General features: G+C 74.6%; 20 protein-coding genes. 16 read left to right on the top strand and 4 right to left on the bottom strand.

What is annotated here, in order from left to right; all coding sequences use genetic code 11:
• Positions 1-116: 116 nt before the first annotated feature.
• Together ACWCYO_RS22485 and ACWCYO_RS22480 are read left to right on the top strand one after the other, a co-directional pair.
• A complete protein-coding gene (locus ACWCYO_RS22485) occupies positions 117-569 on the top strand; it encodes a hypothetical protein (RefSeq protein ID WP_270146248.1) in 453 nt (150 codons plus the stop codon).
• A 28-nt stretch (positions 570-597) separates the two neighbouring features.
• On the top strand, positions 598-3,447 hold the full coding sequence (locus ACWCYO_RS22480) for a toxin glutamine deamidase domain-containing protein (protein WP_449785196.1): 2,850 nt from the start codon (positions 598-600) through the stop codon (positions 3,445-3,447).
• A 33-nt stretch (positions 3,448-3,480) separates the two neighbouring features.
• On the opposite strand, the gene ACWCYO_RS22475 is transcribed toward ACWCYO_RS22480, so the two are convergent.
• Both ACWCYO_RS22475 and ACWCYO_RS22470 read right to left on the bottom strand, forming a co-directional pair.
• Positions 3,481-3,771 (bottom strand): hypothetical protein, encoded by a 291-nt coding sequence (locus ACWCYO_RS22475; protein ID WP_270146251.1) that lies wholly within the window; start codon positions 3,769-3,771, stop codon positions 3,481-3,483.
• Positions 3,768-4,052, bottom strand: a complete 285-nt coding sequence (locus ACWCYO_RS22470; protein WP_449785195.1) for a hypothetical protein — start codon at positions 4,050-4,052, stop codon at positions 3,768-3,770. Before ACWCYO_RS22470 ends, ACWCYO_RS22475 begins: the two co-directional genes overlap by 4 nt.
• A gap of 118 nt (positions 4,053-4,170) precedes the next feature.
• On the opposite strand from ACWCYO_RS22470, the gene ACWCYO_RS22465 reads away from it, so the two are divergent.
• From ACWCYO_RS22465 to ACWCYO_RS22435, 7 genes are all read left to right on the top strand, one after another.
• On the top strand, positions 4,171-5,463 hold the full coding sequence (locus ACWCYO_RS22465; RefSeq protein WP_270146255.1) for an SUKH-4 family immunity protein: 1,293 nt from the start codon (positions 4,171-4,173) through the stop codon (positions 5,461-5,463).
• A 139-nt stretch (positions 5,464-5,602) separates the two neighbouring features.
• A complete protein-coding gene (locus ACWCYO_RS22460; protein ID WP_449785194.1) occupies positions 5,603-6,463 on the top strand; it encodes a glycerophosphodiester phosphodiesterase in 861 nt (286 codons plus the stop codon).
• 95 nt (positions 6,464-6,558) lie between these two features.
• Positions 6,559-7,521 (top strand): Ppx/GppA phosphatase family protein, encoded by a 963-nt coding sequence (locus tag ACWCYO_RS22455; RefSeq protein WP_270146258.1) that lies wholly within the window; start codon positions 6,559-6,561, stop codon positions 7,519-7,521.
• 540 nt (positions 7,522-8,061) lie between these two features.
• Positions 8,062-8,865, top strand: a complete 804-nt coding sequence (locus ACWCYO_RS22450; protein ID WP_270151168.1) for a sugar phosphate isomerase/epimerase family protein — start codon at positions 8,062-8,064, stop codon at positions 8,863-8,865.
• A gap of 44 nt (positions 8,866-8,909) precedes the next feature.
• Positions 8,910-9,680, top strand: coding sequence for a class I SAM-dependent methyltransferase (locus tag ACWCYO_RS22445; RefSeq protein WP_270146260.1), 771 nt, complete (start codon positions 8,910-8,912; stop codon positions 9,678-9,680).
• A gap of 139 nt (positions 9,681-9,819) precedes the next feature.
• A complete protein-coding gene (ilvD, locus tag ACWCYO_RS22440) occupies positions 9,820-11,664 on the top strand; it encodes a dihydroxy-acid dehydratase (RefSeq protein WP_270146262.1) in 1,845 nt (614 codons plus the stop codon).
• Positions 11,665-11,747: 83 nt separating this feature from the next.
• Entirely contained in the window at positions 11,748-12,260 is a 513-nt protein-coding gene (locus ACWCYO_RS22435; protein WP_449785193.1) for an EamA/RhaT family transporter, read from the top strand.
• Between the two features lie 2 nt (positions 12,261-12,262).
• Here ACWCYO_RS22435 and ACWCYO_RS22430 read toward each other — a convergent pair whose 3' ends face one another.
• Together ACWCYO_RS22430 and ACWCYO_RS22425 are read right to left on the bottom strand one after the other, a co-directional pair.
• Complete coding sequence (locus ACWCYO_RS22430) at positions 12,263-12,454, bottom strand: hypothetical protein (protein WP_449785192.1); 192 nt, start codon at positions 12,452-12,454, stop codon at positions 12,263-12,265.
• Positions 12,455-12,679: 225 nt separating this feature from the next.
• Positions 12,680-13,129 carry a hypothetical protein gene (locus tag ACWCYO_RS22425; protein ID WP_270146267.1) on the bottom strand — a complete coding sequence of 150 codons (450 nt, stop codon included), beginning with the start codon at positions 13,127-13,129 and terminating at the stop codon, positions 12,680-12,682.
• A gap of 179 nt (positions 13,130-13,308) precedes the next feature.
• Between ACWCYO_RS22425 and proC the strand changes: the two genes are divergently transcribed.
• The 7 genes from proC (at position 13,309) to ACWCYO_RS22390 (ending at position 19,763) form a co-directional block, all read left to right on the top strand.
• Positions 13,309-14,136 (top strand): pyrroline-5-carboxylate reductase, encoded by an 828-nt coding sequence (proC, locus tag ACWCYO_RS22420; protein WP_449785191.1) that lies wholly within the window; start codon positions 13,309-13,311, stop codon positions 14,134-14,136.
• Positions 14,137-14,221: 85 nt separating this feature from the next.
• Positions 14,222-15,445 (top strand): MFS transporter, encoded by a 1,224-nt coding sequence (locus ACWCYO_RS22415; RefSeq protein ID WP_270146271.1) that lies wholly within the window; start codon positions 14,222-14,224, stop codon positions 15,443-15,445.
• A 66-nt stretch (positions 15,446-15,511) separates the two neighbouring features.
• Complete coding sequence (locus tag ACWCYO_RS22410) at positions 15,512-16,708, top strand: acetoin utilization protein AcuC (protein WP_270146273.1); 1,197 nt, start codon at positions 15,512-15,514, stop codon at positions 16,706-16,708.
• A gap of 225 nt (positions 16,709-16,933) precedes the next feature.
• Positions 16,934-17,143, top strand: a complete 210-nt coding sequence (locus ACWCYO_RS22405) for a helix-turn-helix domain-containing protein (protein WP_045699258.1) — start codon at positions 16,934-16,936, stop codon at positions 17,141-17,143.
• 174 nt (positions 17,144-17,317) lie between these two features.
• On the top strand, positions 17,318-17,434 hold the full coding sequence (locus ACWCYO_RS22400; protein ID WP_425311139.1) for a 30S ribosomal protein bS22: 117 nt from the start codon (positions 17,318-17,320) through the stop codon (positions 17,432-17,434).
• A 220-nt stretch (positions 17,435-17,654) separates the two neighbouring features.
• Complete coding sequence (locus tag ACWCYO_RS22395) at positions 17,655-18,749, top strand: NAD-dependent epimerase/dehydratase family protein (protein ID WP_449785190.1); 1,095 nt, start codon at positions 17,655-17,657, stop codon at positions 18,747-18,749.
• Positions 18,750-18,755: 6 nt separating this feature from the next.
• Positions 18,756-19,763, top strand: a complete 1,008-nt coding sequence (locus ACWCYO_RS22390) for a lysophospholipid acyltransferase family protein (protein ID WP_270146279.1) — start codon at positions 18,756-18,758, stop codon at positions 19,761-19,763.
• Positions 19,764-19,870 lie beyond the last annotated feature (107 nt).

Here is a 19,870-nt window from a genome sequence, read left to right as displayed (position 1 = left end):
CGGGTGGTCGCACCCGGGGCGTGGTGAAGGCGGGGTGAAGAGGTCCGGCGGGCGGTACGGGCGGGGGCGGGCGGGTGCCTAGGATGGGCGGCCAGTCGCTACGGGGAGGTACGGGGATGGCAGGCGGCAGCACCGGGACGTCCGACGGCGGCAGCGGCGGGTTCGTCCTCAAGCCGTGGGAACTGCACGGTGAGGGGCGGGAGTTCGAGAAGCTCGGGCGCGAACTGGGCAAGGCCGTGGGCACCCTGGACAAGGGCCTGGCCGCGCTCGGCACGCCCTGGGGCACCGACCAGCCGGGCAGCGCCTTCGCCGCCGTGTACGGCCCGGCGCACGGCGAGCTCCTCGGCGGGCTGCGGGCGCTGGCCGGTCAGGTCGGGCAGGTCGGCGCCGGGCTGCACGCGATGGCGGAACGGACCACGGACACCGACACCTCGACCGCGGACGGCTTCGGAGGGCAGCCGGACCCCTCGGCCGGCCCGGCCGGGCCCGTCGCCCGGCCGGCGGTGTATTCGGGATCCGGGGCAACCCCGGGGGCGGCACCCGCCGTCCCCCAGGACATGTCGGTCTGAACGGCCCGGCTCGAAGGGGGAGAAGCGCGTGTCCCGGAAACTGCCCGAGGAACTGGTCCCGCTCCTGGCCAGGACCGGCCACCCGTGGCCGCAGGCCGACGAGGAGGCCCTGCGCAAGGCGGCCGCGCACTGGCGGGAGTTCGCCGCCGAGGCCGACCGGATCACCCGCCGCGGCGGGGAGTCCGTCCAACGGGTGGCCGCCGACAACTCCGGCCACGCCGTCGACGCCTTCACCGCGTACTGGCGGACGTACAGCGACGGCGGCAAGGGCCACCTGGTGGACGCGCACACCGCGGTCGGGCTGGTCGCCACCGCCTTCGACGCCGCCGCGCAGGCCGTGGACGGCGGCAAGGCCGAGATCATCGCCACCCTGCAGAACCTGGCCGCCGAGCTCGAGCAGGCCCAGGAGCAGGCCGCCAAGGTCCAGCAGACGGCGGCCGTGGTCGCCACGAGCACCGGGCAGACCGGGCAGGCTGGGCAGACCGGGCAGACCGGGGTCTTCGGCGGGCTGGAGAAGTCCGTCGCCGGCCTCGCGGACGGTGTGAAGAACGCGGCCACGACCCAGGTCGCCGCGGGCGTCGAGGCCGTCGCGGTGGAGACCGCCGCGCTGAAGATCGCCGGGCTGCTCGCCGAACTCGGCCGCGGCATGAAGGACGCCCTGGCCACCGCGCTCAAGGAGCCGGCCGCCGTGGCCCTGCTGCGGCTCGGCACCGCGTCCGGGACGGGCGTCACCGCCGCCTCCTACCGCACCAGGGGCGGCTTCGACCCGCTCGCCGCCGGACTGCCCACCGCCCTCGGCGAGCCCGGGGTGCTCGGGAAGGACGGCACCGGACTGGTCGTGCTCTCCGGGCGGGACGGCAAGCCGCTGGTCGGGGTGCCCGGCCTCAGCGTCAAGCTCGACGACCACGGGCAGCCCGTCCTCGGCCCGGACGGCAAGCCGGTCATCCTGCGCTCCGACGGCACCCCGGTGGCCGATGCCGCCGGGCTGCTCGTGGTCACCGGGTCGGACGGCAAGCCGGTGGTCGGGGTGGCCGACCTGGGCGTCCGGCTGGACGAGCACGGGCAGCCGGTGCTCACCGACCGGCAGGGCAAGGAACTGCACGGGCTGCCGCTCGCCGACCTCACCGACCCCCGCGATGCCAAGGGCGATCCGAAGGCGCCGGGCACGGTGCCGGCGTCGTCCGTGGTGCCGACGGTGGACCCGACGGCCGCTCCCGCCGTGGTCCCGGCCGCGCTCCCCACCGTGGATTCCGCCGTCGTCCCCGTGGGTTCCGCCACTGCCGTCGTGGATCCCTCCGCGGTGCCGTCCGCGGCCCCGGCGGCCGATCCGGTGGTCGCCGCCCCGCCGGCGTCGGGCCCCCCGTACGGCGGCTCGCACCGGGCGGTGGCGGCCGCCGCCGACTGGTCGCCGCCCGGGCGGGACGACGGGCCGTCGGTGCGGGCCGCGGCGGCGCACCAGGGCGGCGGACCGGTGGCGGCGAGTTGGTCGGACGGGGACTACCCGCTCCAGGCGCCCACCCACGGTGGTGGCGGCGGCAGCAGCGCGCCGGTGACCGTACGGACCGACTCGGTGAGCGCCCCGCCCGCGCCCGCCGCCCCGCCGTCCACCGGCGGTCCCGCGTACGGCTCCGGGTACGGCCAGGCGGCCGGCCCGGCGTACGGCTCGGCCCCGGAAGCGCCGTCGGTCGTCCGGCCGGTCGGAGTGGTCGGCGTGCCCGGGCAGTTCGGGACACCGGCCTACTCCGGCGGCTACCCCGGGATCGGCACCGTCGGCCCGGTCGGACCCGGCCCGCTCGCGGCCGGCGGCGTGTCGGCCGGGCCGGGGGCGGCACACGTGGCCGCGCCCTTCGGCAGCGGCATCGGGACGGGCGTGCCCGGCGGCGTCGTGGGCAGCGTCACCGGGACGGGCGGGCCCGGAGCCGGCGCCCCGGCCGTCGGCGCCCCCGTGGCCGGCGGACCCCAGCCCGGTGCCGAGCCCCGGCCGGGCGCGCCCCGCACCCCGGTGGGCACCGCCCCGCACCCGGGCACCGCCCCCGGCCCGGCCGCCCCGCCGCCCGCCCCGGCCGAACCGCCGATCGTCGGCACCACCCCGGTCATCGGCCGGCCCGAGCCGCAGCACGCCGACGGCCGCCGCCGGGACACCGCCGCGGCCCTCGCCGACCCGACCCTCGCCTGGGGCGCCGTCCCGGTCGCCACCGCCCACGCCATGGCCCTCCAACTCGCCCTGCGGGCCCGGCGCGGCCCGCTCACCGACGACCCGGAACTCCGGCTGCGCACCATCGCGGACAGCCGCCCGTACGGCCTGCCCGGCGGACTCGGCCCGGTCGACCCCGAGCACCAGGCCGAACTCGAACGCCGGGTGCCGCGCGACGAGGACGGCCTGCCCGTCCGCCACCCCGACCCGGCCGTCGGCGGCTGGTTCGAGGTGGTCAACGCGGGCGGCCACGGCGAACCCGGACGGGCCAACAACAGCCTGGAGATCGCCCTCTCCGCCGTCGACACCTACACCGGCCGCCCCACCTGCGCGGCCCCGCGCATCCCCACCGAGGGCGACGCCGGCGAACGCGGCGGCCGCGACCGCGCCGAGCGCGAACTCGGCGCCCCCTTCCGCGACCTCGGCGACGGCGGCCAGGCCTTCACCCGCCTCGCCGACGAACTCCGCCGCGCGGGCCACGGCGCCCAGGCCGTCCTGCTCACCCTCGACGCCTACGGGCGCCCCCACGCCTGGAACGCCGTCAACCACCAGGACACCGTCACCTACCTCGACCACCAACTCGCCCGCCGGAGCCCCGCCCCGCTCCACCCCGCCACCCAGGGCCTCTGGGCCATCGCCCTGACCCCGGAGGGCCGGCCCCTCGACCTGGCCGCGGTCGGGTGACTGCGGGGAACCGACCCCGCCAAGGCGCTTCGATCAATCCACTCGAAGGATGCGGGAGACGTAGATCCGCAGCGGCTCCTGCCCCTCGTGCACTGCGTATTCCACCAGGCCGAGATCGCGGCGCAGCGGCGCTGAGTGCATGCCGGGTCGGCCTGGTACCGGCGTGCTCAGGCGGGGGTGGGCGTTCTCGCGGAGGTCGACGAGGAACGCGACGACGGCGGAGAACACGTCGGGTGCCGTGCCAGGGTCCCCGAGGAGTTCCTCCACGGCTGGGGAGAGGGTGATCGGGTTGTCCTCGTCAGGGATCTGGAGGTGGTCGCTCACTGTGCCCCGAGCCGGCGCAGCACCGTGGACGCCGGGACGCCGGGGGCGGTGCCGTCCTGGATGGCGGCATGAATGCGGTCACCCTCCGGGTCGCGGTAGAGATTGGCACGCAGCCACCAGCGGCGCAGGACGCCGCCGATCGTCTCGTCGTCGGCTTCGCCCATCTCCCGGTAGAACTCCATCCGCTGTGCCGGCGGGAGGGCGGCGGCGACGGCGTCCTGGGTGCGGGCAATGGGCTGACGGTCGTCGTGGTGGCCGTGCATGGGTGCTGCGCTCACCATTCCTCCGGAGGTTCTCGTCGGACGGGACCGGTACCAGTGTCCTCCCCCGGCGGACTCCGCTGGTAGCCGGCGGGGGTTGGATGATAGTGAGGTCCGAATCGAGGACGGGGGTGGACGGGTGATCTCGCGGGCGCAGGCGGTCGAGGCGGGGCATCGGTGGATCAACGGGGATCTGCCGCAGGGAGCCGGGGCGGTGCGGCGGGTGTGCGCGCACGAGTTCGAGCTCGGGTGGGTGGTGTGGGCGGAGCCGCCGCGGGTGGAGGTGGATCCGCGCAGCGGCGAGCGGCGGGCGCCCGTGGAGGTGGGGGCCGCGTGTGCCGTGGTGGACCGGGAGAGCGGGCGGTTCACGGTGTGGCCGTCGGTGCCGGTCGAGGAAGTGGTCGGGCTCTACCGGGACTTCGTCGGCGCGGGCGGCTACGACCCGACCAGACCGCCGGCCACCGGCCGGGGCGCCCGGGCCGAGCTGACGTACCGGGACGGCGCCGGCGGGACCCACGCGCTGGCGCTGCGTTCGGCCCCCGGTCTGCCGCACCCGGCGCTGCGCGGCTGGTGGTGGCTGCGGGAGCAGGGCATCCCGGCCGAGGACGTGCTGGCGGTGCGGACCGACCTGCGGCTGAGCGCGCTGCCCGGCGGCTACTGGTCCTACGCGCTGGCGGCCGAACTGCCGCACGCCCGGCTGGACTTCGAGCTGCCGTACGGGCCGCGCTTCGACCACCGGGCCGCCGCCGTACGGGAGTTGCCCGCCCCGCCGGAGGGCCCGGGCCGCAACCGGGTGCCGTTCCCGCGCGCGGTGCCGCCGTCGCCGGGGGAGCCGGACGCGGTGCTGGCGGAGCGGCTGACCCGGCGCTTCGGCCCGGCGGGCGTGCAGCGCTTCGATCGGGCGGACGTGACGCGTGCGGAGCTGCCCGGGGACGCGGCCGCGCTGCTGCTGGCCGCGGGGGTGCCGAAGGCGGTGGACGGGTTCTTCGCGCTGCACCACCCCGGGGTGGAGGCGATCGCCGACGGCTCCCGCCCGGGCACCGTCCTGCCGCCGCTCGCCCCGCACCTCGCCGGGCTCGGCCGCGGCACCCGGGCGGCCGAGCGGGAGCGGCTGGCGCTCGCCGGGCAACTGGTGCTGGGCACGGACGGCTGGGCGCTGATCACCCTGGACGCCGGATCGGGCGCCGTCCGGGCGGTCGACCCCGACTACGCGACGGCCCGCCACTGCAACGCCGACCTGCGGGCCTTCGTCCGCTGCCTGGAGCTGTTCGCCGGCTGGTGGCCCGCACTGCGCGGGCTGGACCCGGCGGCCGCGGGCGCGGCGGTGGACGCCCTGCAGCGGGGCCTGGCGGAGCTGGACGGTGCGGTCTACGGCGATCCGGAGAACTGGTGGGCCGTCATCGTGGAACAGTTGTGGGACGGTCTGCTCTGATCCGACCTCAGACGGCGCTCCCGGGAACCGGACACCGTCACGGAGTTGTCAGAACGATCAGATGACCGCGAACCAGTCGAACCCAGGACCCGAGCGACCCGAACGACCTGCGCGACCCGAGCAGCCTCTTGGAGCCCCTGTGACCGCCGCCCCGCCCCGCACCGCCCGGACGGCCGTCCTCGCCGCGCTCGCGACCCTGGCCGCCGGCTGCGCCGCGGGCGGCGGCCCCGCGCTGCAGGCCCGTTCGGCCGCCGCGACGCCGGTGTGCGGCTCCCCGGTGGTGATCGGCCACCGGGGTGCGCCGTTCAACGCGCCCGAGAACACCATGGCCTCCTTCGAGACCGCGCTCGACCAGGGCGCCGACTGGCTGGAGACCGACGTCCAGACCACCCGGGACGGCGTCCCGGTGCTGATGCACGACCCCACCGTGGACCGCACCACCAACGGCAAGGGCGCCGTCGCCGACCTGACCGCCGCCCAGGTCGCCGCGCTGCGGGTGACCGTCGGCCCCGGCCCGGCCCAGCCCGTCCCGACCCTGGAGGAGCTGCTCCAGCGGCTCTCCGGCAGCAGCGCCACCCTGCTGATGGAGATCAAGTGGCAGCGCGCCGAGGACGTCGCCCGGATCGCCCGGATCGCGGCCGGCAGCAAGGCGCACGTCATCCTCTACTCCTTCTCGGTCGACCACCTGCGCCGGGCCCACGCGGTGGCGCCCGCCCTGCCCGTGGTGCTGATCCAGAGCGGCGGGATCGCCGAGGACCCGGGCGACCTGAAGCTGAACGGGATCGCCCTGGACGCCGGCCTGGCCAGCGCGGCCCGGATCGCCGCCGAGCGCAAGGCCGGACGCGAGGTCTACGTCTGGACGCTGGACGGCGAGGAGTCCTGGCAGCTGATGACCGCCCGGGACGCCGACGGCCTGATCACCGACACCCCGGGCCCGGCCCGCCGCTGGGTGGACGCCAACTGCCGCACCGAACGCCGGTCCGGACAGCGCGGCCACTGAAGAGCGGTCACCGAACGGTCGGGACCGACCCGGACCAGGGCGAATACCGTCACGACCGATCTCCTCGACGTCCGCATCGCGTAGCGTGGAGAGTTATGCGACTCGGTGTGCTCGACGTAGGTTCCAACACGGTCCACTTCCTCGTGGTGGACGCCCATCCGGGTGCCGCCCCCCTGCCGGCCTACTCGCACAAGGCCGAGCTGCGCCTGGCCGAGCTGCTGGACGAGTCCGGCGCGATCAGCGAGGCCGGCATCGAGCGGCTGATCGGGCACGTCGCCTCCTCGCTGCGGGTCGCCGAGGACAAGGGCGTGGTCGACATCCTGCCGTTCGCCACCTCCGCCGTGCGCGAGGCCGCCAACGGCGAGCAGGTGCTGCGCCGGGTCACCGACGAGACCGGGGTCGAACTGCGGGTGCTCTCCGGGCAGGACGAGGCCCGGCTCACCTTCCTGGCCGTCCGCCGCTGGTTCGGCTGGTCCTCCGGCCGACTGCTCAACCTGGACATCGGCGGCGGCTCGCTGGAGATCGCCTGCGGCCTGGACGAGCAGCCGGACGTCGCCTGCTCGCTGCCGCTGGGCGCCGGACGGCTGACCGCCCGCTGGCTGCCCGGCGACGTCGCCGACCCGGACGGACTGCGCGAGCTGAGACGGCACGTCCGGGCCGAGATCGCCCACGTGGTCGGCGAGATCTCCCGGCTGGGGCCGCCGCGGCACGCCGTCGCCACCTCCAAGACCTTCAAGCAGCTGGCCCGGATGACCGGCGCCGCCCCCGCCGACGCCGGCCCGTACGCCGACCGCCGGCTCACCCGCAGCGGGCTGTCCGCCTGGCTGCCGCGGCTGTCCGGGATGACCGTCGCCGAGCGCGCGCAGATCCCCGGCGTCTCCGAGGGCCGGGCCAAGCAGCTGCTGGCCGGGGCGCTGGTCGCCGACGCCGCGATGGACCTGTTCGGCCTGGACGAGCTGGACGTCTGTCCGTGGGCGCTGCGCGAGGGCATCATCCTGCGCCAGCTGGACGCCATGGACAGCCCCGCCGACCGCCGCCGCCCCGCGCTCACCCTGTAGGGCTTCTCCGGAGGCCCGGGCGTGCCGATGGTCACTCCGCCGGGCATCCCACCCCGTTCCGGGCGTGCTCCGCTTACGCTGTCTCCCGTGGTGCAACCAGCGGGCGAGGACGGAACGCAGGAGGGCCGCGCTCCCGGAGCGGACGGGCAGCCGCGGCCGACGAGCCCGCGCGGACGGCTCGGCAAGGCCGGGCTCGGCAAGGCGTCCCTCGGCAAGGCGTCCCTCGGCAAGGCCGTCAAGGGCGCCACCGCCGCGCAGGCCGCCAAGGCCACCAAAGCGGTCAAGGCCGCCAAGGCGGTCAAGGCCGCCAAGGCGGTCAAGGCGGTCAAGGCCGCCCAGCACACCGTGAAGAAGGCCACGAAGAAGACGACCGAGCCCACCACGGCGAAGCCGCCCAAGGAGACCCGCACCGCCCGGGCCGCCGGCGCCGCCAAGGCCGCCGTCCAGTCCGTCCGCTCGGTCAAGGCCGCCAAGCGCGACGCCGCCCGCCCGCCGCTGCTGCGCACCACCGACCGGCTCGTACTGCCCCAGCACCCGACCCTGCACATCCCGGACACCAAGGTGGTGCTGTCCACCGCCTCGGTGTACCCGGCGAGCACCGCCGTCGCCTTCGAACTGGCCGCCAAGCTCGGCTACGACGGGGTCGAGGTGATGGTCTGGAACGACCCGGTCAGCCAGGACCTGGAGGCCCTGCGCCGGCTCTCCGACGCCCATCAGCTGCCGATCCTGGCCGTGCACGCGCCCTGCCTGCTGATCACCCAGCGGGTGTGGACCACCGACCCGTGGACCAAGCTGGTCCGGGCCAGGGCGGCGGCCGAGAAGCTCGGCGCGAGCGCCGTCGTCGTCCACCCGCCGTTCCGCTGGCAGCGGCAGTACGCGCGGGAGTTCGTCGAGGGCATCAACCGGATGGCGGGCGAGACCGACGTCCGCTTCGCCGTCGAGAACATGTACCCGTGGCGCTACCGCGACCGCGAGGTGCTGGCGTACGCGCCGGGCTGGGACGTCACCGAAGAGGAGTACCGGCACTTCACCATCGACCTCTCGCACGTCGCCACCTCCCGGGTCGACGCCTTCGCCATGGTCGAGCGGATGGGTGACCGGCTCGCCCACGTCCACCTGGCCGACGGCAGCGGCTCCGGCAAGGACGAGCACCTGATCCCGGGCCGGGGCAAGCAGCCCTGCGCCGAGCTCCTGGAGCACCTCGCCCGCACCGGCTTCGACGGCCACGTGGTGCTGGAGGTCAACACCCGCCGCTCCGCGTCCCCCGCCGAACGCGAGGCCGATCTGGCCGAGGCCCTCGCCTTCACCCGCTTGCACCTGGCCACCCCCTCGCGCGTACGCTGAGCCCGGGCCCGGCCGGGCGCGAACAGCCGCACCGAGGGGGAGAGATGACGGAACGTCGGAACTACCGCGAGGCCGCCCTGAGCTTCGGCGCGGTCGCCGCCGAGTACGACCGGGGCCGCCCCGGCTACCCCGACGAGCTGTTCGACACGGTGGAGCGGCTCTGGGGCCGCGCCCTCAAGGGGGCCAGGGTCCTGGACGTCGGCGCCGGCACCGGCATCGCCACCCGGCTGCTGGCCGCCCGGGGCGCGGACGTCGTCGCGGTCGAGCCCAGCGACGGGATGGCCGCCCGGTTCCTGCTCTCCTCACCCGCCCTGCCGCTGGTCCGCGGCGACGGCGACGACCTGCCCTTCCACGACGCGTCCGCCGACCTGATCACCTACGCCCAGGCCTTCCACTGGACCCACCCCGAGCGGTCCGTCCCCGAGGCGATCCGGGTGCTGCGGCCCGGCGGGGCCGTCGCCACCTGGTGGAACGTGCAGGACGAGACCGTGCCGTGGGTCCGGGCCCGGGGCCGGCGGATGGCCGCCGCCCTCCCCGACCGCTACCACGGCTACGGCGGGATCAGCGCCCACACCGCCCACTTCGCCCCGGCCGGCCTCGCGGTCGAACGGGCGGTGCTGCGCTGGGAGCGGCGGCTCACCGTCGAGCACCTGCTCACCGACCTCACCTCGCGCTCCTACCTGGCCTCGCTCGGCCCCGAGGAGCGCGCACCGGTGCTGGCCGCCGAACGGGAGGCCGTGCTCGCCGAGTTCCCGGACGGCGTGGTGGTCGAACCGTTCGTCCTGGACGTCACCGTGGCCGTCAAACGGGGCTGACCCGCGGCGCCCGCCGGCTGCCCGCATCGCGGACGCGCCGTCCGCCGGCCGGACGGCGGGCGTAGGCTCGTAAGCCACACGGCCCCCGCACCCTCCTCACCGGCGGGCGCCGGCGACAGCCCCGAAGGAGTGGAGCACAGTGCCCGAGCTGAGGTCCCGTACGGTCACCCACGGTCGCAACATGGCAGGCGCCCGGGCGCTTCTCCGGGCCGCCGGCGTAGCCCGCGAGGACTTCGGCAAGCCGATCATCGCGGTCGCCAACTCCTTCACCGAGTTCGTCCCCGGCCACACCCACCTCCAGCCGGTCGGCCGGATCGTCTCCGAGGCCATCAAGCAGGCGGGCGGCATCCCGCGCGAGTTCAACACCATCGCCGTCGACGACGGCATCGCGATGGGCCACGGCGGCATGCTCTACTCGCTGCCCTCGCGCGACCTGATCGCCGACTCGGTCGAGTACATGGTCAACGCGCACTGCGCCGACGCGCTGATCTGCATCTCCAACTGCGACAAGATCACCCCCGGCATGCTGATGGCCGCGCTGCGCCTGAACATCCCGACCGTCTTCGTCTCCGGCGGCCCGATGGAGGCCGGCAAGGCCACCCTGGTCGACGGCACCGTGCGCAAGCTGGACCTGGTCGACGCGATCTCCCAGGCGGTCAACGAGAACGTCTCCGACGAGGACATCGCGATCATCGAGGAGAACGCCTGCCCGACCTGCGGCTCCTGCTCCGGCATGTTCACCGCCAACTCGATGAACTGCCTCACCGAGGCGATCGGCCTCTCGCTGCCCGGCAACGGCTCGGTGCTCGCCACCCACACCGCCCGCCGGGCGCTGTACGAGAAGGCCGGGCACACCGTCGTCGAGATCGCCAACCGCCACTACGGCCAGGACGACGCCTCGGTGCTGCCGCGCGCGATCGCCACCCGCGCCGCCTTCGAGAACGCCATGGCCCTGGACATCGCCATGGGCGGCTCGACCAACACCATCCTGCACCTGCTCGCCGCCGCCCAGGAGGCCGAGCTGGACTTCGACATGCGGGCCATCGACGCCGTCTCCCGCAAGGTGCCCTGCCTGTCCAAGGTCGCGCCCAACGGCTCGTACTACATGGAGGACGTGCACCGGGCCGGCGGCATCCCGGCCATCCTCGGCGAGCTGTACCGGGGCGGGCTGCTCAACGAGGACGTCCACACCGTGCACGCCGACTCGCTCGCCGAGTGGCTCAAGACCTGGGACGTGCGCGGCGGTTCGCCCTCCGCGGAGGCCGTCGAACTGTGGCACGCCGCCCCCGGCTGCGTCCGCTCCGCCGAGGCCTTCTCCCAGTCCGAGCGCTGGGAGTCGCTGGACACCGACGCCGCCAAGGGCTGCATCCGCAGCGTCGAGCACGCCTACTCGGTCGAGGGCGGCCTCGCCGTGCTGTACGGCAACCTCGCCGAGGACGGCTGCATCGTGAAGACGGCCGGCGTGGACGAGTCGATCTGGACCTTCAGCGGCCCGGCCGTCGTGGTCGAGTCCCAGGAGGACGCGGTCGAGGCGATCCTCGCCAAGCGGGTCAAGGAGGGCGACGTCGTCGTCATCCGCTACGAGGGCCCCAAGGGTGGCCCGGGCATGCAGGAGATGCTCTACCCCACCTCCTTCCTCAAGGGCCGCGGCCTCGGCAAGGCCTGCGCGCTGGTCACCGACGGCCGCTTCTCCGGCGGCACCTCGGGCCTGTCCATCGGCCACGCCTCCCCGGAGGCGGCCTCCGGCGGCACCATCGCGCTGGTCGAGGACGGCGACACCATCGCCATCGACATCCCGGCCCGGACCATCTCCCTCGAGGTGCCGGCCGAGGTCCTCGCCGAGCGCCGCCGCGCGCTGGAGGCCGGGGACGGCTACCGGCCGAAGAACCGCGACCGCCAGGTCAGCCAGGCCCTGCGGGCCTACGCGGCGATGGCCACCTCGGCCGACAAGGGCGCCGTCCGGGACGTCGGCAAGCTCGGCTGAGACCTGCTGTCACGAGGAGGAGCCGTCCCGCCGGCCGGGACGGCTCCTCCGCCGTCCGTGCCGACCGGGTGATAATCGGGGGCGTGAGCGAGCAGCCCCCCACCCCCGCCCCCAAGCCCGCCGGCGCCCCCGAGCCGGAGCCGATCCGCTTCTTCGGCACCAGCTGGCTCGACCGGGACAACGGCTACTGGCCGCGCCGGGTCGGCGTCTCGACCGGCGCCCTGGTCGCCACCGCCGCCGCCGTGCTGGTGCTGCGCTTCGGCGTCGAGGGCGTCGCGCTCTCCGACAGCGGCGGCTTCCTGAACGGGCTGCTCACCGCGGCGATCGCGGTCTGCTCGCTGATGTCCGTCCGGCGCACCTGGAAGGTGCTCACCGAGGGCAAGGACCAGCTGACCGGCTGGATGGCCGAGGACAAGTCGCTCGGCGCGGTCTGGCTGATCGGCGGGGCCGGCAGCCTGGCCGCCTACTTCGCCCGCAGCCTGGTCGAGGCCCCGGGCGAGGCCGTCCGGCGCGCCGCGTACGAGCGGGCCGTCGAGCAGCACGCCAAGCGCCGGGCCGGCCGCAGCGGCCGCCCCGGCGGGAAGCGCAAGCGCTGACGTCAGTAGCGGCTGACCCTGCCGCAGTCTCCGCCGCCGGTGGTCGGAAGGTCATTGCTGCGGTCGTACGGGTCGCTCTTGGGGCCGGTCTGTCCCGGATCGGGGCTCGCGAACTGCTCGAACTCCGGGTGCAGCAGGCCGTCGTAGACGCCGCACGCGCTGTTGCCGAGGTCCGACGCGGACTTGTCGATCATGAGCTTCCCCGGATTGACCTGGAACCTGGCCGGTCGTAGAAGCGGCAGTCCTGCTGCCTGCGCACGATCGTCCGGGTGGTCCAGGTAATTCCGGATCTTCGGCTATCGGCATCGCGCCGGTATGCCGACGGGGTGTGACGGTTCGTCGATCGGGGGCGCACCTTGTGGTGAACCCGTGCGCGGGGCTGGAGCGTTCACCGGTCCTTGTCCGGGAAAGTGCTCCGGTCAGCCCTTGCCGCGGGCCTGCTTCACCGAGCCCACCACCCCGGCGATCACCAGCAGGAGGCCCGCCGGGAGTAGCGAGATGAAGAAAGCGCCGAACAGCCCGGCGTCGCCGAGGAAGTACTGCGCCAGGGTGTTCAGCACCAGCAGCCCGCCGGCCGCCGGAAGGGCCGACTGCCACGGGTGCGCGTCGGCCCAGCGGCGCAGCCGTCGGTCGGTGGTGTCGCGGCGCAGCTGCCCGCCGACGGTGCCGACCAGGAAGAGGAAGAACAGGGCCCAGCCGGCCGGTCCGGCCAGCATGCTCAGCGACCAGTCACCGGAGATCGCCTCGACCCCCAGGGCGGTCGCCCCCACCACCGCACCGACTCCCGCAGCGGTCCGCCACGGGCCCACCGTCGCCGAGGCGGCGGCGAGTTGCCGGTTCTCACGTCGGGACATCTCGTCGTGTGCCATGCCTCCACCGTGCGCCTGCCCGGGCCGGGAGGCCATAGGGGAAACCCCGGAGTTTTCTCCCTAGGGGCGACCGCCCTCGCGACGGCTTCCCGGTACCCGGGGACCACGGAGCGGACGGTCCCGACGGGCGCCGCCGCGCGGTGGAAGGATGGCCGCAGTACCGAGGCAAGGAGCGGACCATGGGCAGCAGCGCAGCACACGGACAGAAGATCGCCTTCCTGGGCACCGGCAAGATCGGGGAGGCCCTGCTCTCCGGTCTGCTGCGGGCCGGCAAGGCCCCGTCGGACGTCCTGGTGACCGCCCGCCGCCCGGAGCGCGCGGCCGAACTCACCGCCCGCTACGGCGTGGTGGCCGTCTCCAACGCCGAGGCCGCCAAGCTGGCCGACACCCTGATCCTCGCCGTCAAGCCGCAGGACATGGGCACCCTGCTGGAGGAGCTGGCCCCGCACATCAGCCCGGACCGGCTGGTGATCTCGGCGGCGGCCGGCATCCCGACCGCCTGGTTCGAGGAGCGGCTGGCGGCCGGCACCCCGGTGGTCCGGGTGATGCCCAACACGCCCGTGCTGGTGGACGAGGGGATGAGCGTCATCTCCGGCGGCTCGCACGCACGGGAGGAGCACCTGGCGCGCGCCGAGGAGATCTTCAGCTCGGTCGGCAAGGCGCTGCGGCTGCCGGAGTCCCAGCAGGACGCGGCCACCGCGCTGTCCGGCTCGGGCCCGGCCTACTTCTACTTCCTGGTCGAGGCCATGACCGACGCGGGCATCCTGCTCGGCCTGCCCCGGCAGGTGGCGCACGACCTGATCGTGCAGTCCGCGATCGGCGCCTCGGTGATGCTGCGCGACTCCGGCGAGCACCCGGTGAAGCTGCGCGAGGCGGTCACCTCCCCGGCCGGCACGACCATCGCGGCCATCCGCGAGCTGGAGAACCACGGGGTGCGGGCCGCGCTGCTGGGCGCCCTGGAGGCGGCCCGGGACCGTTCCCGGGAGCTGGCCTCCGGCGGGAAGTGATCGCGCGCGACCCCTCCCGCAATCGCGGCGCAACCCCTACGCTCTCGGCCACCATCGTCCGTACCGGCCAGTAGCGAGGTCCCGCATGAGTGCCGCGCCGTCCGTGCAGCCCGTCTCGTCCTCGATGGCCGTCGGCCTGCGCGCCGGGCGGGCCGCGCTCGCCGTCAGCTTCCTGCTCCAGGGCACCACCTTCGCGCTGCTGGTCACCTGCATCCCGGAGATCCAGCACCGGTACGGGCTGAGCGACGGGTTGCTGCCGGTCTTCCTCGCCGCGGTGCCGATCCTGGCCGGGGCGGGCTCGATCCTCTCCGAGCAGTTGGTGAAGCGCACCGGCGCCCGGGCCGTGCTGCGGGTGGTCCAGCCGGCGGTCTGCCTCAGCCTGGCGGGCGCCGGGCTGGGCGACTCGCTGTGGCAACTCGCCCTCGCGCTCGGCGCGTTCGGTCTGTTGGTCGGCGCGCTGGACGCCAGCATGAACATGCTGGGGGTGGGGCTGCAGCACCGCTACGGCCGCTCGATCATGATCGGGTTCCACGCCGCGTTCAGCCTCGGCGGCATCCTCGGCGCGGCGATCGCGGGCCTCGGCTCGCACTACGGCCTGGGGCTGCCGGTGCTGTTCGGCACGGCCGGGGCGGTGATCGCCCCGCTCGCGGTGCTGACCGGCACCGGCTTCGCCGGACCGGCCGAACTCGGCGACGCCGTCCGGGAGGCCGCCGAGGCCGCCGCCCGGTCCATCCCGTGGCGCCCGCTGCTGCCGCTGTGCCTGGCGATGGCCTTCGCGTACATCGCGGACGCCTCCGTCTCCAACTACAGCGTCAAGTACCTCACCGACGGCCTGGGCAGCCGCGAGGACCTCGCCAAGCTCTCCTACCTCGGCTACATGGTCGCGATGCTGCTCGGCCGGGCCCTGGGTGACCGCGCGGTGCAGCGCTTCGGTGCGGTCGCGGTGGTGCGCGGCGGCGCGGCGCTGGCCGCGCTCGGCTTCGGGCTGGCCGCGGTGGCGCCCGTCGCCTGGGCGGGCATCGCCTCGTTCACCGTGCTCGGCTTCGGCATCTGCGCGATCATCCCCCAGGTGTTCGCGGCCGGCGGGCGGCTCTTCCCGGCCGACTCGGACGCCGCCGTGGCCCGGCTCAACCTCTTCAACTACGTGGGCTTCCTGATCGGTTCGCCGCTGGTCGGGGCGATCGCGGACGCCGGCTCGTACCGCTGGGCGCTGCTCGCCCCGATGCTGCTGGTGCTCGCCGTGCTGCCGCTGGCCGAGCGCTTCGCCCCGGCACCGGTGGTGGCCCCCGCCGCGGCGACACGCCCCTAGGCCCCCGCGGTGGGTGGGCGAGCCCTGGCGGTCGTCCGTGCACGCCCACCCACTACGGTGGAGGCCATGCCCGAAGCCGAGCGTGACACCCCCTGCGGCCTGCACCTCTTCTGGGACGAGGCCGTCACCGCCTACGACTTCGGCCCCGGCCACCCGATGGACCCGACCCGGCTGGCGCTCACCATGCGCCTGGTCGAGGCCCTCGGGCTGGACGCCGGGCCCGGGGTGACCGTCCGCTCCGCGCCGGCCGCGGGGGAGTCCACCCTGCGGCTGGTGCACACCCGGGAGTACGTCGAGGCGGTCAAGCACGCCGCCGCGCACCCCGAGCAGTCGGACCCCCGGCACGGCCTCGGCACCGACGACAACTGGTCCTTCCCGGCCGTCCATTCGGCCTCCGCGCTGATCGCCGGTCAGTCGGTCGCCGCCGCCGAGGCGGTCTGGCGCGGCGAGACCCCGCACGCCGTGAACTTCGCCGGCGGGCTGCACCACGCGATGCCCGGCAAGGCCTCCGGCTTCTGCATCTACAACGACCCGGCCCTCGCCATCGCCCGGCTGCTCGAACTCGGCGCCGAGCGGGTCGCCTACGTCGACGTGGACGTCCACCACGGCGACGGCGTCCAGGAGGCCTTCTGGAACGACCCCCGGGTGCTGACCGTCTCGCTGCACGAGCACCCGGCCACGCTCTTCCCGCAGACCGGCTGGCCCACCGAGACCGGCGGCCCGGACGCCCCCGGCTCCGCCGCCAACCTGCCGCTGCCGGCCGGCACCGGCGACGCCGGCTGGCTGCGCGCCTTCCACGCCCTGGTGCCCGAGCTGCTCGCCGCCTTCCGGCCGCAGGTCCTGGTCACCCAGCACGGCGCGGACACCCACCTGGAGGACCCGCTCGCCCATCTGGCCGTCACCGTGGACGCCCAGCGGCTGATCGCCGAGGAGCTGCACGAGCTGGCCCACCGGCACGCCGGCGGCCGCTGGGTGGCCACCGGTGGCGGCGGCTACGCGGTGGTGGACGTCGTCCCACGCAGCTGGACCCACCTGGTCGCCACCGCCGCCGGCCGGCCCGTCGACCCGGCCACCGAGACCCCCGAGGCCTGGCGCGCCGAGGTCTACCACCGCACCCGCCGCCCGGCCCCGCTGCGGATGACCGACGGCGCCCGCCCGGCCTGGCGCGACTTCGACTCGGGTTACGATCCGGCCGACCGACTCGATCAGGCCATCCTCGCCAGCCGCCGCGCGGTGTTCCCGCACCACGGACTGCTGGCCTGAAACCGCCGCCCCGGCCGCGCGTCGGGCGGGCCGTGCGTACGCCCACTGGTGCGATCCGCCGAGTGACTACGTACTGCAACGGTCCTATCTCTCACCGTACGAGGACTGCATCTCCCCTCTTCCCACTGGTACCACCCATAACTACTCTGGGGATACACGTGTGCCGGTGGAGTCACCGGAGGGGAAGCCGGTGCCTTGCACACGGGTAAGGGTCGGGTGATGGTCATGAGTTCCGTCGAGCGTCCCCTGCAGGAAGTCGTCTTCCTGACCGTGGCCGAGGTCGCCGCGGTCATGCGGGTGTCCAAGATGACCGTGTACCGGTTGGTGCACAGCGGAGAGCTGCCGGCCATCCGGGTCGGACGGTCCTTCCGGGTGCCCCAGCAGGCGGTGCACGAGTACCTCAAGGAGTCGTACGTGCGGCTCGAGAGCGCGTAGCCGACCGGTCGGGCGGGGGCGCGTCCGCAGCCGTGGACGCGCCCCCGTCCGCCCCGGATTTCCCGGGAGTTTCCCGGCTGCCGGGAGTGCGATTTACAGGCCCGGGCACACGGACGGTAGGCTAGGCCCTCACGTCAGTCGTATGGACTCCGTCTCTCACGGACGAGAGTCTCAGTGAGCGAGGGTTGTTCCGTGGGCTCTGTCATCAAGAAGCGTCGCAAGCGTATGGCCAAGAAGAAGCACCGCAAGCTTCTGAAGAGGACCCGGGTCCAGCGCCGCAACAAGAAGTAACGCCTGAGCCTGCGCTTCGGCCCCGCACTCGCGGGGGTCACCCCCGCACTGGGGTTCGGCGGCGCAGGAAGAACTCATCGGCCCCGCCCTCGCGGGGGTCAGGCGTTCCACCGCCCGCCCAGGCTTCGTGCCCGGGCGGGCGGTGTCGTTTCACGGCCCGGCGCGGCGGCGCGGTACGGTGCACGCAGGCCGCTCGGTCGAGGGAATGGGGTGCAGCACCGTGGGCGTGGTCGTGCTCGTCACCGGCGTGGCACGCCATCTCGGTGCCCGCTTCGCCGCCGAGGTCCGTCGCCGGCCGGGGGTGGACCGGGTCGTCGGGGTGGACGTGCAGCCGCCGCGGCAGCCGGTCGAGGAGCCGGACGGCTCGGCCGCGCCGTACACCTTCCACCAGCTGGACCTGCGCCGCCCGGCGGTCTCCCGGGTGATCGCCGAGCACCGGGTGGACACCGTGGTGCACCTCAGCGTCAGCGCCACCGGCCTGGGCTCCACCAACCGCTCCGCGGTGAAGGAGTCCAACGTCATCGGCACCATGCAGCTGCTCGGCGCCTGCCAGAAGGCCCCCGGGGTGCGCCGGCTGGTGGTGAAGTCGACCACCGGCGTCTACGGCTCCGCGCCCCGCGACCCGGCGGTGTTCAGCGAGCGGAACCAGCCGAAGGACCCGCCCGGCGGCGGCTTCGCCAAGGACGCGGCCGAGGTGGAGGGCTACGTGCGCGGCTTCGCCCGGCGCCGCCCGGACGTCGCGGTGACGGTGCTGCGCTTCGCCAACATCGTCGGCCCGGGCGCGGACACCCCGCTCAGCGAGTACTTCGCCCTGCCGGTGCTGCCGACCGTGCTCGGCTACGACCCCAGGCTGCAGTTCGTGCACGAGGACGACGCGGTCGCGGTGCTCTGCCGGGCCGTCGACGAGCCCGCCCCGGGCACCGTCAACACCGGCACCTTCAACGTGGCGGGGGAGGGAGTGCTGCTGCTCTCCCAGTGCGCCCGCCGGCTCGGCCGCCCCACCCTGCCGCTGCTGCTGCCCGCGGTCAGCTGGATGGCCGCGCTGGCCCGGCAGACCCGGCTGGTGGACGTCTCGCCGGAGCAGCTGCGGCTGCTGACCCACGGCCGGGTGGTGGACACCACCCGGCTGCGGGAGGTCTTCGGCTACCGCCCGGCGTTCAGCACTCCGGAGGCCTTCGCCGACTTCGCCGCCGCCCTGGGCCCCGGCCTGCTGCCGCCCGAGCGGCTGGCCGCCGTCACCGACCGGCTGGCCACCCTGGTCGTGCCGCACGAGCGGCCCGCCGTACCGAACCGCCCCCGCCGCCCGAGGAGCTGAACCGCGATGAGTGCCGCCGCCGAGAAAGCGCCGGGCGAGGCCAAGGTCATCCCGATCGAGACCGCCCCCAGCTGGACGTCCCCCGAGGGCCCCGGGCTGGCCGACCGGCTCGCCGGAGCCGTCGGCGGGGCGCTGTCCGGGCAGCTCGGCCCGGCGGCGACCCGGCTGTTCGGCAAGGGCTGGGAGGGCCGGGCCACCGAGGGGCTGGCCTTCCTGCGCCGCCGGATCACCGGCGACTACGAAGTGGACGAGTTCGGCTTCGACCGGGAGCTCACCGAGGAGGTGTTGCTCTCGCTGCTGCGTCCGCTGGCCGAGAAGTACTTCCGGATCACCGTCGAGGGGATCGAGAACATCCCGTCCGAGGGCGGCGCGCTGATCGTCGCCAACCACTCCGGCACCGTCCCGCTGGACGCCCTGATGACCCAGGTGGTCATCCACGACCACCACCCGCACCACCGGCACCTGCGGATGCTCGCCGCCGACCTGGTCTTCGTGCTGCCGGGCGTCAACGAACTGGCCCGCAAGGCCGGCCACACCCTGGCCTGCAACGAGGACGCCCAGGCGCTGCTGGAGCGCGGCGAGGTGGTCGGGGTCTGGCCGGAGGGCTTCAAGGGCATCGGCAAGCCGTTCTCCGAGCGCTACAAGCTGCAGCGCTTCGGCCGCGGCGGCTTCGTCTCCTCGGCGCTGCGGGCGAGGGTGCCGATCGTGCCGTGCTCGATCGTCGGGGCGGAGGAGACCTACCCGATGATCGGCAACGTGAAGACGCTGGCCCGGCTGCTCGGTCTGCCGTACGTGCCGATCACGCCGACCTTCCCGTGGCTGGGGCCGCTCGGGGTGCTGCCGCTGCCGACCAAGTGGACGATCCGCTTCGGCGAGCCGATCGCCACCGACGGCTATCCGGCGGAGGCGGCGGACGATCCGATGCTGGTCTTCGACCTGGCCGACGAGGTGCGCGAGACCATCCAGCACACCCTCTACCAGCTGCTGGTGCAGCGGCGTTCGGTGTTCTTCTGATCCCTCCTCCGGAAACGGTGTGACGGTGGCCCGGCGGAGCGCACTCCGCCGGGCTCGGCCCGCTGCTGCGCCCCGGCGAGACCGGCTGCTGGAGCTGCCTGGCCCAG

It is taken from the genome of Kitasatospora sp. NPDC001683, assembly GCF_053596495.1.
Note: the sequence above shows the minus strand (reverse complement) of the source record. Positions and strands in the feature narration are given on the sequence as shown.